The following is a 13667-nucleotide window of genomic DNA, read 5'->3' as shown; positions in this document are numbered from 1 at the left end:
TGGGTTGTTGGGTGGGAAGTGTGGAGTTGCTGGTCAGGCATTGTGGGTGGGTGGTGGGGGGTGAGTTCGTCATCCGGGTTGGATGAACGCCGCACACCGGAGGGGGGAACAGCGCCCCTGAGCTCCTGAAGGTCGTTCCCGTGACCGGATCAAGCATTGACAGTCTTCAACGAGCCTGCCGTGTGTGGCGGGTATGAGCGATTCATGATTGTGCTGTGATGAACCTTCGCTCAGGCGATGAGCGCAGACCTTGTTGAAACAGACACCCGTGCAGCAGGTTTAAGTGGCGTTCCGCACCACCGGCCAAGCTGTGCGAGAGGGGACTCCCATGTCTGTCAACGCGACCGAGATTCTCAATGCCTTCTTCTTCGAGGGCGCCGACGCTCCCACGGACGGCGACGTCCGAATTGACGTCCTGGACAGCTGGTCCACCAGCGACCTGGCCGCGGTCCGGCCCACCACCATCAGCTGGAGCGAGGCCCGGGCGGACGCGGGCCGCTGACGGAACCCGACGCAACCGCCACCGGTACCGGCGACCACGAGTCTGATTCGCGGGGGGAACGAGATGACAGACACCGACCTGTGGGTGCGCCGGCTCCATCCGGCGGACGAGGCGGCGACCAGGCTGCTGTGCCTGCCGCACGCGGGCGGCTCGGCGAGCTACTTCATCCGGGTGGCCAGGGAACTCGCACCCGAGGTCGACGTGCTCGCCGTCCAGTACCCCGGTCGCCAGGACCGGTTGCGGGAGCCGGGCCTCACGTCGGCCCACGAGATCGCGGACCGGCTGGTGGCGGCGCTGCTTCCACTGGTCGACCGGCCGATCACCGTGTTCGGCCACAGCCTCGGCGCGACCATCGGGTTCGAGGTCTCGCTGCGGCTCCGGCGGGCGGGCGTCGGCCCGACCGCGCTGTTCGTCTCCGGCAGGCGGGCGCCGCACCTGCGCAAGGTCGAGCGGACCCACCTGCGGGACGACGCCGGCCTCGTCGCCGAGGTACGCGCACTGGCGGGCACCGACAGCGCGCTGCTGGAGGACGAGGACGTGCTGCGGATGGTGCTGCCCGCCATCCGCTCCGACTACACCGCGGCCGAGACCTACGAGCACCGGCCGGGGCCACGCCTGGACTGCCCGATCGTCGCGCACGTCGGCGACAGCGACCCACGGGTGACGGTCGACGAGGCACGGGCGTGGCAGGAACACACCGACGCGGGGTTCGAGTTCGTCGTCCACCCGGGCGGTCACTTCTATCTCAACGACAACATGTCCGCGGTGCTGCGCAGCATCAGGGCGCACACCCGGTCGCTCAGCTCGGCTTCGCGTGGCGGCGCCACGTTCGCCCACGCCGAACGACCGGGGTGAGTCGCCGGTCGACCCCGAGCCTCAGGAGTGTCCGGAGGTGACCCACATGGCACTGATCGAGAGAGAACACCTGCTGTCCGACCTGGCCGGGACGTACGCGACGGCCGCCGCGGGCCAGGGCCGGGTGGCGCTGGTCGACGGCGGCGTCGCCAGCGGGAAGACCCGACTGGTGAACGCCGTCGCCGAGGTGGCCGCCGGCGACGGCGCGCTCGTGCTGACCGCGGCCTGTTCGGTCGCGGAGAGCATGATCCCCCTGGGGGTGGTGGGGCAGCTGTTCCACAGCCTCCGGGCCCAGACCACCGCGACCGACCACCTGCCGCTGCTGCGGCGCGACACCGGTCCGGCGGGGGACCCGGACGCCCCGGCCCTGCGGCACGGCGACGCGCAACTGCTGGAGGACGTCTGCCAGGTCCTCCTCGACGTCGCCGCCGACCAGGCCCTGCTGGTGGTCGTCGACGACGTCCAGTTCGCGGACCCCCTGTCGTTGCAGGCGCTGCTGTACCTGCAACGGCGCATCCGCTTCGCGCGGGTGCTGCTGGTGCTCAGCGGATGCGTCGGCGCGCGGCCCGAGGCGGCGGCGTTCCGTGCCGAACTCACGCGGCAGCCGCACTGCCGTCACCTGCGGCTGCTCCCGCTGTCACCCGACGGCGTCGGGCGGCTGCTCGCCGAGCGGATCCGGCCGGAGGACGCCCGGCGGTTCGCCGCGTCGGCACACGCCGTCAGCGGCGGCAACCCGATGCTCGTACACGCGCTGCTCGACGACGCCCTCAGCGGCGGCGACGGGGACGTGGCGCCGACGGTGGGCGAGTCGTTCGTCCAGGCGGCGCTCGCCTGCCTGCACCGCAGCGACCCCCGCCTGCTCGACGTCGCCCGCGCTCTCGCGATCGTCGGCCCGTCCGCGTCCGCCGGGCTCGTCACCGGGCTGGCGGGCCTGTGCGCGGCGACCACCCGGCAGGTGCTCGGCGCGCTCGCCGAGGCGGGCCTCACCCAGGGACACGCCTACCACCATCCGGCGGTGCGCGCCGCGGTGCTCGACGACTGCCCGCCGGAAACGCAGTCGGCACTGCGCTCGCGGGCCGCCCGCCTGCTCCACGAGGAGGGCGCGTCCGCCGCCGAGGTGGCCGCGCACCTGGTGGACGTCGGCGAGCCGGCCGGGTCCTGGGCCACACCCGTGCTGGTCGCGGCGGCCGGGGAGGCCGTCGCCGGCGGCGCCGTACGCCATGCGGTGGACTGCCTGGAACTGGCGTTGGGCTCCACCGAGGACGGCCGGGAGCGGGCCGCCGTGGAGGCGGCCCTCGTCCGGGTGCACTGGCGCGGCGACCCCGAGGCCGTTCCGCGTCACCTCTCGTCGCTGGCACGGGCCGCCCGTGCCGGCCTCCTCGACGAGACCGACACGCTCCTGCTCGCCCGCTCGCTCGCCTGGCAGGGCCGGCACGACGAGGCGGCGGAGGCGCTCGGCGGGGTGGGTGACCTCACCACGCACCCGGATCCGGACCTCGGCGCCGACCACCTCGCCACCCGCGAGTGGCTGCGCCACTGCCGTCCGCACGGCGGCGGCGAGCCCGGCGACCCCGGGCCGGGCGCGGCCCTCGACCGCGCCGAGGAGGTGCTGCAACGCGCCCGCCCCGGTGACTCCCTCCTGGTGTCGGTGTGGCACGCGCTGCGGGTCCTGATCCACGCCGACCACCTCGACCGTGCCGCCGACTGGTGCGAGAAGCTGGCCGAGGAGGCCGCGGCGCAGGAGATCACGAGCTGGCGGGCCGTCCTGACCGACGTGCGGGCCGCCGTCGCCCTGTGCCGCGGCGACCTCGCCGCCGCCGAGCGGCACGCGCGCGACGCGCTGGCCACGATGCCGCCCGCCGCCTGGGGGATCGCCGTCGGCTCGCCGCTCGCGCACCTGGTCCTCGCCTGCACGATGACCGGGCAGCTCGCCCGGGCCGAGGCGGCCCTGCGGGAGCCCACGCCGGCCGCGATGCGCCAGAGCCTGTTCTGGCCGCAGTACCTGCGGGCCCGGGGCGTCTACTACGACGCCGTGGACCGGCGGCACGCCGCCCTCGCGGACTTCCAGACCACCGGCCAGCTCGCCGTGGGCTGGGGCGCCGACGATCCCTGCGCGCTGCCGTGGCGGGTCGACCTCGCCCGGCTGTACGTGCGGATGGGCCAGCCGGACCGGGCCCGGAAGCTGGTCGCCGAACACCTGGCGCTGCCGGGCGGCGACACGCCGCGCGCCAAGGGCATGGGGCTGCGCGCGCTGGCGGCGGCGTACGCGCCCAAGCAGCGCCAGGTGATGCTGCGCGAGGCGATGGACCTGCTGCACGCCAGCGGGGACCGGCACGAGCTGGCCCACGTCTTCGCGGACCTGAGCCAGACCGGGCACGCGCTCGGCGAGTTCGGGCGCGCCAAGATGATGGGCGCCCACGCCCTCCAGCTCGCCGAGGGCTGCCACGCCGAACTGCTGCGGCGCAAGCTCAGGCCGCCCGACGACACCCTCGATCCCGCCGTGGCCGGCGCGAAGGAGGGCCTCGCCACCCTGACCGACGCCGAACGCCGCGTCGTGAACCTGGCCGCCCGCGGGCACACCAACCGGGAGATCGGCGACAGGTTGTTCATCACCGTCAGCACGGTCGAGCAGCACCTGACGCGGGCCTACCGGAAATTGAAGATCAGCACGCGTACGGAGCTGCTGCACATCGACCCGCCGAAGGGCGCGCGAGGGACGAGGCGTCGGCGCGTCGCCCCGGTCGGCCGGCCCTCCGGCGACAAGGAAACCACGATGCGATCGGACACGACATGACCGTTGCCGAGGACGAACAGGTCGGTAGCCGCGAGCGCACGCTCGCCCGGCAGATACTCGAACTGGTCTTCCGCTTCCGCCGTCTCGAGCACGCCGACGACCCGTGCGGAGGGCAGCCGTGCGACGACTGCTTCGCCACCCACGAGGAGCGGGTGGGCCGCTACCTGCGCAGCGGCGAACCGCTGCACTTCGTGCTGCCGGCGTTCCCCGCGAAGTCCCGCAACCCGGAGAAGGTGGTCGGTGCGCTGCCCGACCTCGGTGAACGGATCTCCGTCGAGTTCCTCCAGTCCTTCTGCGAGCAGGTCAGCCACTACCACCCGACGGGCGCGCGCATCCTCATCTGCTCCGACGGCCACGTCTTCTCGGACCTGCTCGGCATCCCCGACGAGGACGTGACCGCGTACCGCACCGAGCTGCAACGCATCATCGACCAGACCGGCGCGTCCGCGGTGTCGATGTACTCGCTCGACGACGCGTTCGGCGCGATGCCCTACGACGACATGCGCCAGCTGCTCCTCGACAAGTACGCCACGCCCCTGGAGGACATCCGGGCCGAGGTGCTGACCGACCTGGGCGCCCGGTCGCTGTTCAACGGCATGCACCGGTTCATGCTCGAGGACCAGGCCCCGCTGCACCCCGGCCTGAGCCGGACCAAGCTGCGCGAGCACTGCAAGGAGTTCGCGTACCAGATGATCCGGCGCAGCAGGGCCTGGGGAGACCTGGTCGGCACGAAGTTCCCCGACTCGCTGCGGCTGTCCATCCACCCGCAGCCCCGGCACGCCGAGAAGATCGGACTCCACCTCATCCGCACCAGGGACAGCTGGCTGACGCCGTGGCACGGCGTCGTCCTCGACGACGGCGTCACCCTGACGCTGGTCAAGCGCAGCCAGGCCGAGAGCGACCGGGCCTCGCTCGTCTGGCGCAACGGCCGGCCGAGCCACTACGTCAACCCCCACTTCCGGCAGGAGGACATCGCGTCATGACCACCACAGACGAGCTGCGCGTCGACCGGACGCCGCTGGCGCCGTTCGGCACGCTGCTGACGGCGCGGTACGACGGCGCCGACCTGCGGGACATCGCGCCCGCGACGCTGGAGCGCTGGACCGTCGAGTCCAAGGTGGTCGTGCTGCGCGGCTTTCCGCTGCTGAGCAGGGAGGACCTTCTCGCCTACTGCGAGACCTGGGGCGAGGTGCTGACCTGGGACTTCGGCGCCGTCCTGGATCTGGTGGTGCAGGAGGACCCCAAGAACTACCTGTTCAGCCGCACCGACGTGCCGTTCCACTGGGACGGCGCGTTCGCCCGGGCCGCACCGCGGTACTTCCTCTTCCAGTGCGTCGAGGCGCCGGTGCCCGGCGGCGGTGGCGAGACGGTGTTCTCCGACAGCACCGACGTGATCCGGCGCGCCTCGCCGGAGCTGGTGCGCGAGTGGGCGGGGACGGAGGTCAGCTACCGCACGGAGAAGCTCGGCTACTACGGCGGCGAGACCGTGTCGCCGCTGCTCACCACGCATTCGGAGACGGGCGAGACGATCATGCGGTACGGCGAGCCGCTCGATCCGGAGCGCTACCGCAACCCGGTGTGGGTCTCCATCGGCGGCAGGTCGGCCGAGGAGGCCGAGCCGTTCATGGCCGACCTGCGCGACCGGCTGCACCACCCGGACGTCTGCTACCACCACGAGTGGGTCGAGGGCGACATCGTCGCCGTCGACAACCAGGCGCTGCTGCACGGCCGCAACGCCTTCCGCGGCAACTCCTCCCGGCACCTCCAGCGGATCCAGATCCTCTGACCACGGTCCGGGGCGCTCACGGTCCTCAACCCCCGAAGGAAGACACCATGACCGTCGACGAGGCGCGCGCGGGCGCGCCCACACCGGCCGCGCCCGTCGCGCGGCGCCCGATCTACCACTCCGTCCGCATCCGCCGGGTCGAGTTCCTGCCCGTCATGTTGGCCATCTACGCGATCCCGTCGTTGCTGTCGGTCGACGACGTGGGCACCCTGGCCTCGGTCCACTTCGCACTCGTGATCGTGATGGCGCTGTCCATCATGCACTTCATCGACATGACCAACGCGTACGCCGACCGCGACGTCGACGCCGTGTACAAGACGTGGCTCTCCGAGGCGGTGTACGGGCTGGGGCTGCGCAACGTGCGGTGGCAGATCGCCGCCACCGGCGCGGGCGTGCTCGCCCTCGCGACCTACTTCACCTTCCGCACCGGGCACTGGGACATCCTGCCCCTGGTCGCGTTCACCCTCTGGATCGGCGCCCAGTACTCCATTCCGCCGGTGCACCTGAAGAGTTCCGGCGTGGGCCAGATCCCCGGCCTCGCCGCCGTGCTGATCTGGCTGCCGATGCTCGTCGTCGTGCGGTCCGTGCCCGGTGAGCTGTCGTGGCCGCTGCTGGCCGTGATCATCGGCTTCGGCCTGAACCAGGTCGGCATCGTCATGGTCAACACCGCCGAGGACTGGCCGGAGGACGCCGCCTTCGACATCCGCACGTGCGTACGCGCCCTGGGCCTGTCCCGCGCGATGGCGGTGGCGAGCGGCCTGATCGCGGTCGGCGGCTCCACGGTGTGCGTGTCGGTGCTCGCCATCGGCGGGTTCACCTGGGGCGCCGTCCCGATGATCGCGGCCATCGCGTTCGCGCTGGCGCACGTCTCGGGAACCTGGCGCGGCGTGCGCGGCAAGCCCCTCGCGGACGCGCTGGCGTTCCTGCGGCCCCGGGCGAAGCTGGTGCCGTTGCAGGTGGCGAGCACCGGCTGGGGAACCGTGATCGCCGCCGCCTTCGCACAGGCGAGCTGAATCCCGGTGGGGAGGGACACCATGGCGCAGGTCGTGCTGCTGGACGAGGAGGGACGGCCCGTGGGCGCCACCGAGGGCGCGACGGTGCACCATTTGCGTACGCCGTTGCACCTGGCGTTCTCCTGTTACGTCTTCACCAGCGACGCGAAGCTGCTGCTCACCATGCGCAGCGACCGGACGCGCACCTGGCCGGGGATCTGGACGAACTCGTGCTACGGGCATCCCGCCCCGGGCGAGCCGGTCCCCGCGGCGGTGACCCGTACGGTGCGTGCCGAACTCGGTCTGGCGGCGCCCGCGCCGGACCTGGTCCTGCCCGCGTTCCGGTATCGCGCGGTGATGGACAACGGCGTCGCGGAGAACGCCGTGTCCCCGGTGTTCCGGGTGGTGACCGACGACCGTCCGACCCCGGACCCGGCCGCCATCGGCGACTTCGAGTGGGTCGACTGGGCGGACTTCGTGTACGCGGTGGGCACGGGCGACATCTCGGTGTCGCCGTGGTGCCGTCTCCAGGTCGCCGAGCTCATCACCCTGGGCGACGATCCGACCCGTTGGCCGACGGCCGACGAGTGCCTCCTGCCCGGAGGGGCGCTGACGGCCATCGGCTGAGCGGCGTGCGGCGTTCCGTGTCCACCGGCGGGGTCGGGCACGGAACGCCCGTCCGCGTGCGGCGACCGCCGCACCTACCCCGTGCGCACGGTGGCCTCCACGGTGAACGTGTCGCCCTCCCGCCAGGTACGCAGCGTGCCGCCCGCGTCCCGCAGGCGGTCGGCGAGCTGCGGCAGCCCACTGCTGTCGATGCCCGGAGCCTCGTGGCCGGCGCCGTCGTTGACCACCGTCAGCCGTGCCGTGGACGCCTCGCGGACGATCTCGACGGTGCACCACCGCGCCTCGCCGTGCCGCAGCACGTGGGTGCCCGCCTCCCGCAGCACGTACGCCAGCGGCTCGGCGAGCGCAGGCGGCAGGTCCGGTTCCGGCAGCGCCACGGTGCACCGCACCCCCGAGGCGCCCAGCACCCGTGCCACCGTGTCCGCCTGCTCACGCAGGCCGACGCTGCGGTAGCCGTGCACGGCCTCGCGCATCCGGGCCAGCGCGGACGCCGCGAGCGCCCGCATCTCGGTGGTCTCCTGCCTGGTCCGCTCCCCGTCGACCAGTGCCAGCCGCGAGGCCAGCTCGGCCTTGAGGACGATCGCCGACAGCTCGTTGGCGAGCAGGGCGTACACGTCCCCGGCGCACCGTAGTCGTTCGTCGGCCGCCGCCAGCCGGGCCAGGGCGTCGCGCCCCTCCCGGGCCTGCGCGCGGAACGTCCAGAACCACAGGTGCAGCACGTTCCACACCGCCAACGACAGCCCGAGCACCAACGTGGCGGTCACCGCGTCGCGCACGGGGCCGCCGAGCCACCAGGTGGTCGCCGCGGACACCAGCACCGTCGCGGCCATCAGGGTCACCGCGTACCGGAGCGGCAGCAGCAGCGGCGCGGCCCCGACGAGCGCGGCGCCCAGGAACGCCCAACTCCGTCCCGGGGTGCCGCCGACCGGCCCGACGAGCGGGACGGACAGCACGGCGGTGGCGCAGCCGACCAGCAGCGACCGGCCGGTGGTCCCGACCGGCCCCGGCACGACCGCCTGGTACAGGGCCCCGGCCAACGCCGTGACCAGCACCAGTGACCCGACCGCGCCGGACACGATCCATCGCGGATCGGGCTCGCGGCGCAGCTGAAGGGCCGCGAGCAGCACGCATGCCGCGACCCCGCTCGTGGCGCCCGCCAGGACACACAGTCTCGCCCGGCGCATGGCCGGTGTCGACAGGGTGCGAGCCGGCGCGACGGGGTGCCGCGCCAGGCCGGCGGGACGGGCCCCGGTGGCCATCAGCGCCACCGCCCCCGGCGGACGCGGCGCGCGCCGAGCGGCGTCGGCCCGATCGGCGGGGCCGGCCGCGCCGATCGGGACGGCGGGGCGGACGGATCTGTCGCCGCCAAGATTCCGATCGCCACGGAATGCATGGTATCCGTCACGATGCGTTCGCGCCGATGTGGAGCCGTCCGTACCGCCGCGCCACCCGCCGGGCTCGCCCGTGTGACGGGTCGTCTCGACGGTCCGCCCTGTCGTCGGACAGCCCGTCGGGCGGTTCCGGAAATTGCACGTTCCATCGCCTCGAAACTGTTTCCGCCATCGGGTGGTAATTTGCGCCGCGAGTCGCGCCGACGGATGCATTACGTGATTGCGGTCGATGGTTCGGCTCGGCTAATTTGCAGGCACGAAATGCCTCTCCTCTTTGGAGGCTGCTGTGTCCTCATCCGTCGGAATTCTGGGCACCGGATCCTGGGTGCCCGCGCGAGCATTGCCGAACGAGGAAATCGCGCGTCGCGTACCGGGTGCGAGCCCGGAATGGATCGTGCGTAAGACCGCCATTCGTTCGCGCCGTTTCGCGGCGGCGGAGGAGGCCACGTCGGACCTCGCGGTACGGGCCGCGGCCCGCGCGCTGCGGGACGCGGGCCTCGGCGTCGACCGCGTCGACTACCTCGTCGTGTCGACGTCGACCCCGGACCACCCGCAGCCGCCGACGGCCTGCCTGGTGCAGGAACGTCTCGGTGCGTACGGGGCGGCGTGCTTCGACGTCAACGCCGTGTGCGCGGGATTCGTGCACGCCCTGGTGCTGGCGCAGTCGCTGGTGGCGGACCGGCCGGGCGCACACGCGCTGGTGGTCGGCGCCGACGTGTACTCGCGCATCCTGGACTTCGACGACCGGCGCACCGCCGTGCTGTTCGGCGACGGTGCGGGCGCGGCCGTCGTGGGGGCGGCGCCACCGGGGCGCGGTGTCGTCGGGTACGAGCTGGCCAGCAGGGGAGACGCCGGCGACCTGATCCGGGTGGAGGCCGGTGGCAGCAGGCTGCCGGCGTCCGCGGCGACCGTGGCCGACGGTGGCCACTTCTTCCGGATGCGCGGGCGCGACGTCACCGAGCTGGTCCTCCAGGACGTCCCGCCGTTCGTGGACAAGCTGCTGGCCAGGGCGGGCGTCGGCACGGGCGACGTCGCCCACGTCGTGCCGCACCAGCCCAACGGCCTGCTCCTCGACGAGCTGGTGCGCGCGTGCGGGCTGACCGCCGCGCACACGCACCGCACGGTGGAGGAGTACGCGAACGTCGGCAGCGCCTCCGTGCCGCTCACCCTCGACCACGCCAACCGGGCCGGACTGCTCCGCGACGGCGACCTCGTCCTCCTGCTGGCGTTCGGCGGAGGGATGTCGTTCGGAGGATGCCTGCTGCGGTGGGGCCGGGCGCCCGGCCCGGACCCGGGAGGGCGTCCGGCGTGACCTCCCGATCCCTGTCCGCTTCCACGTCAACCGTGTCGACACAGGACGGTTACTCATGAAGACCCTGACGAAGCTCGGCGCGTTCGCGCTCGCCCTGGTGTTGGTGCTCGGGAGCGCCTACGCCGTCGGCCGCGTGGTCGGGCCCCCACCAACCGCCGCACCCGCCGCACCCGCCGTCAAGCCGGCCGCGGCCGAGGAGGAGGAAGGCCCGGGTGGCCTGGCCATCTCCCACGAGAGCATGTTCCTGAAGGTGATCACGGACAACGTCCGGGCGGGGACGAAACAGACCTTCGCCTTCCAGATCCTGCAACACGACGGTACGCCCCTGGTGAAGTACAAGCCGCAACACGAGAAGCTGATGCACCTCATCGTGGCGCGGCGCGACCTGACGAACTTCCAGCACGTCCACCCGAACCTCGGCCCGGACGGCGTGTGGCGGGTGCCGCTGGCCTTCGCGGCGGCGGGCGAGTACCGGGTCTTCGCCGACTACATGCCGCTGTGGGGCATCCACGGCGAGACCCTCGGGGCGGACGTGTCGGTCTCGGGCGACTACCGGCCGGAGGCGCTGCCCGCGCCCTCGACCACCGCGACGGTCGACGGCTACACGGTGACCCTCGGCGGCGAGCTCACGCCCGGCAAGGACGGCAAGCTGACGCTCAGCGTCGCGAGGAACGGCAAGCCGGTCACCGACCTGGAGCCGTACCTGGGCGCGTTCGGCCACCTGGTCGCGCTCCGCGACGGCGACATGGCGTACCTGCACGTCCACCCCGACGGCACGCCGGGCGACGGGAAGACCGCCCCCGGTCCGGACATCGTCTTCCACGCCACCGCCCCCACCTTCGGCGACTACCGGCTGTTCCTGGACTTCCAGCACCAGGGCACGGTGCGCACGGCGGCGTTCACCCTGCGCGTGAACGGCCCGAACCCGCCGCCGCACGGCCTGAGCGAGGAGGCCTTCGCGGCGGCCAAGGCACGCAACGAGGAGGCCGCGAAGAACGGTGGCGTCGCCCCGGGCGGCACCACCACCGGTGGCACCACCGGCGGCAGCACGGAGGAGGGCACGCATGGCCACGGCTGAGAACCAACTGGAACTGCTGATCGGCGGCATGACGTGCGCGGCCTGCGCGGCGCGCATCGAGAAGCGCCTCAACGGGATCGACGGGGTGGAGGCGACCGTCAACTACGCCACCGAGAAGGCGAAGGTGCTGGTCACCGACCGGGTCACGCAGGCGGAGGTGATCGCCGCCGTCGAGGAGATCGGCTTCACGGCCCGGCCGGTGCTGCCGCCCGCGACGCCGACGGTGGACGCTCCGGACCCGGCGGCCACGGAGGAGGCCGAGCACGACCGTGAGCTGCGGGCGGCCCGCCACCGCCTCTGGGTCGTCGCCGTGCTGGCGGTGCCGGTCATCGCGATGTCGATGTTCTCCCAGTTCCAGTTCGAGTACTGGCAGTGGGCCTGCCTGACGCTGACCGCGCCGGTCGTGGTGTGGGGGGCGTGGCCGTTCCACCGGGCCGCCTTCGCCAACCTCCGGCACGCCGCCGCCTCGATGGACACGCTCGTCTCGGTGGGCACGCTCGCCGCGTTCGCGTGGTCGCTGTACACGCTGTTCCTCGGCACCGCCGGCGTGCCCGGCATGCGGCACCCGTTCCGGATCACCCTGGAGCGCACGCCCGGCGAGGGCAACATGTACCTGGAGGTCGCCGCGGGCGTGACCCTCTTCATCCTCTGTGGGCGCTACTTCGAGGCCCGGGCGAAGCGTCGCTCCGGCGCCGCGCTGCGCGCGCTGCTGTCGCTGGGCGCCAAGGACGTGACGGTGCTGCGCGACGGCGCCGAGGTGATCGTGCCGATCTCGGCGCTCGCGGTCGGCGACCGGTTCCTCGTGCGGCCGGGCGAGAAGGTGGCGACCGACGGTGTCGTGGAGGAGGGTTCCTCCGCGGTCGACGCGAGCATGTTGACCGGCGAGTCCGTGCCCGTCGAGGTGGGGCCCGGCGACGAGGTCGTCGGCGCCACGGTGAACGCCGGCGGGCGGCTCGTCGTCCGCGCCACGCGGGTGGGCGGCGAGACGCAGCTCGCCCAGATGGCCAGGCTCGTCGAGGAGGCGCAGACCGGCAAGGCCGCGGTCCAGCGGCTCGCGGACCAGGTGTCGGCGGTGTTCGTGCCCGGCGTGATCGCGCTGTCGCTCGCCACGCTGGGCTACTGGCTCGGCTCCGGCCAGCCGGCGGCCGCCGCCTTCACCGCGGCCGTGGCCGTCCTGATCATCGCCTGTCCGTGCGCGCTGGGACTGGCGACGCCGACCGCGCTGCTCGTCGGCACCGGGCGGGGCGCGCAGCTCGGCATCCTCATCAAGGGCCCGCAGGTGCTGGAGTCCACCCGGACCGTCGACACCGTCGTGCTCGACAAGACCGGCACGGTGACCACCGGCGAGATGTCCGTCGTGGAGGTCGTGCCCGTCGACGGGGAGAGCGACGTCCAGCTGCTGCGGCTCGCGGGTGCCCTGGAGAACGCGTCGGAGCACCCCATCGCCCGGGCCGTCGTCGCGGGCGCGCGGGAGCGGTGCGGCGAACTGCCCGCGGTCGCGGACTTCGCCAGCGAGACCGGGGTCGGCGTGCGCGGCACGGTCGACGGGCACGAGGTGATCGTCGGCCGGGCGTCGTTGCTCGGCTCGTGGGCGGCCGAACTGCCCCCGGAGCTGGCCGCCGCCAAGGCGACGGCCGACGCGGCGGGCCGCACGTCGGTCATGGTCGGGTGGGACGGCGCCCTGCGGGGGCTGCTCGTCGTGTCCGACCGGGTGAAACCCACCAGCCGGGCGGCGGTCGCGCAGTTCAGGCGGCTGGGCCTGCACCCGATCCTGCTGACCGGTGACAACGCCGCGGTGGCGGCGGCGATCGCGGCGGAGGTGGGGATCGAGGACGTGGTCGCCGAGGTGCTCCCCGCCGGAAAGGTCGAGCTGGTCAAGCGGCTCCAGGCCGACGGCAAGGTGGTCGCGATGGTCGGCGACGGCGTCAACGACGCCGCCGCGCTCGCCCAGGCCGACCTGGGTATCGCGATGGGCACCGGCAGCGACGTGGCGATCGAGTCGGGCGACCTGACGGTGGTACGCGGTGACCTGCGGGTGGTCGCGGACGCCATCCGGTTGTCCCGGCGCACCCTCGCCACGATCAAGGGCAACCTGTTCTGGGCCTTCGCGTACAACGTCGCGGCCATCCCGCTCGCGGCGAGCGGGCTGCTCAATCCCATGCTGGCGGGTCTGATCATGGCCGGCAGTTCGGTCTTCGTGGTGTCGAACAGCCTGCGGCTGCGGCGGTTCAAGGCGCTCGCGGGCAACGAACTCCCGGACCGGGCCGACACCGCCGAGGCGCCCCGCAAGGCGATGGTCACCGCCTCCTGACGCGTCCACGTGCCGGGCG

Annotated in this window: 11 protein-coding genes; 10 read left to right on the top strand and 1 reads right to left on the bottom strand. The window is 73.0% G+C overall.

Annotated elements, in window-relative coordinates; genetic code table 11:
- Positions 1-328: 328 nt before the first annotated feature.
- From AB0D32_RS31790 to idi, 7 genes are all read left to right on the top strand, one after another.
- Positions 329-502, top strand: coding sequence for a hypothetical protein (locus tag AB0D32_RS31790; protein WP_357098308.1), 174 nt, complete (start codon positions 329-331; stop codon positions 500-502).
- Between the two features lie 63 nt (positions 503-565).
- Positions 566-1357: an alpha/beta fold hydrolase gene (locus AB0D32_RS31785; protein WP_357098305.1), complete on the top strand. Its 792-nt coding sequence runs from the start codon at positions 566-568 to the stop codon at positions 1355-1357.
- A 46-nt stretch (positions 1358-1403) separates the two neighbouring features.
- Positions 1404-4151 (top strand): AAA family ATPase, encoded by a 2748-nt coding sequence (locus AB0D32_RS31780; RefSeq protein WP_357098302.1) that lies wholly within the window; start codon positions 1404-1406, stop codon positions 4149-4151.
- Complete coding sequence (locus AB0D32_RS31775; protein WP_357098299.1) at positions 4148-5134, top strand: isocyanide synthase family protein; 987 nt, start codon at positions 4148-4150, stop codon at positions 5132-5134. The genes AB0D32_RS31780 and AB0D32_RS31775 overlap by 4 nt, the downstream gene beginning before the upstream one ends.
- The gene (locus AB0D32_RS31770) at positions 5131-5937 is read left to right on the top strand and encodes a TauD/TfdA family dioxygenase (protein ID WP_357098296.1); all 807 of its coding nucleotides are present in this window, start codon (positions 5131-5133) and stop codon (positions 5935-5937) included. The genes AB0D32_RS31775 and AB0D32_RS31770 overlap by 4 nt, the downstream gene beginning before the upstream one ends.
- A gap of 47 nt (positions 5938-5984) precedes the next feature.
- Positions 5985-6950, top strand: coding sequence for a UbiA family prenyltransferase (locus tag AB0D32_RS31765; RefSeq protein ID WP_357098293.1), 966 nt, complete (start codon positions 5985-5987; stop codon positions 6948-6950).
- 21 nt (positions 6951-6971) lie between these two features.
- The gene (gene idi, locus AB0D32_RS31760) at positions 6972-7556 is read left to right on the top strand and encodes an isopentenyl-diphosphate Delta-isomerase (RefSeq protein WP_357098290.1); all 585 of its coding nucleotides are present in this window, start codon (positions 6972-6974) and stop codon (positions 7554-7556) included.
- Positions 7557-7630: 74 nt separating this feature from the next.
- Here idi and AB0D32_RS31755 read toward each other — a convergent pair whose 3' ends face one another.
- Positions 7631-8815, bottom strand: a complete 1185-nt coding sequence (locus AB0D32_RS31755) for a histidine kinase (RefSeq protein ID WP_357098287.1) — start codon at positions 8813-8815, stop codon at positions 7631-7633.
- A 418-nt stretch (positions 8816-9233) separates the two neighbouring features.
- Between AB0D32_RS31755 and AB0D32_RS31750 the strand changes: the two genes are divergently transcribed.
- Genes AB0D32_RS31750 through AB0D32_RS31740 form a run of 3 tightly spaced genes read left to right on the top strand, consistent with a single transcriptional unit; the run spans position 9234 to position 13648 of the window.
- Positions 9234-10259 carry a ketoacyl-ACP synthase III gene (locus tag AB0D32_RS31750; protein WP_357098283.1) on the top strand — a complete coding sequence of 342 codons (1026 nt, stop codon included), beginning with the start codon at positions 9234-9236 and terminating at the stop codon, positions 10257-10259.
- A gap of 55 nt (positions 10260-10314) precedes the next feature.
- Positions 10315-11337: a hypothetical protein gene (locus AB0D32_RS31745; RefSeq protein ID WP_357098280.1), complete on the top strand. Its 1023-nt coding sequence runs from the start codon at positions 10315-10317 to the stop codon at positions 11335-11337.
- Positions 11324-13648: a heavy metal translocating P-type ATPase gene (locus AB0D32_RS31740; RefSeq protein WP_357098278.1), complete on the top strand. Its 2325-nt coding sequence runs from the start codon at positions 11324-11326 to the stop codon at positions 13646-13648. The genes AB0D32_RS31745 and AB0D32_RS31740 overlap by 14 nt, the downstream gene beginning before the upstream one ends.
- Positions 13649-13667: the final 19 nt, after the last annotated feature.

The sequence above is a fragment of the Micromonospora sp. NPDC048170 genome (assembly GCF_040652795.1).
In the GTDB taxonomy this organism is placed as follows: domain Bacteria; phylum Actinomycetota; class Actinomycetes; order Mycobacteriales; family Micromonosporaceae; genus Micromonospora.
This window is presented reverse-complemented; position numbering and strand designations above follow the sequence as displayed.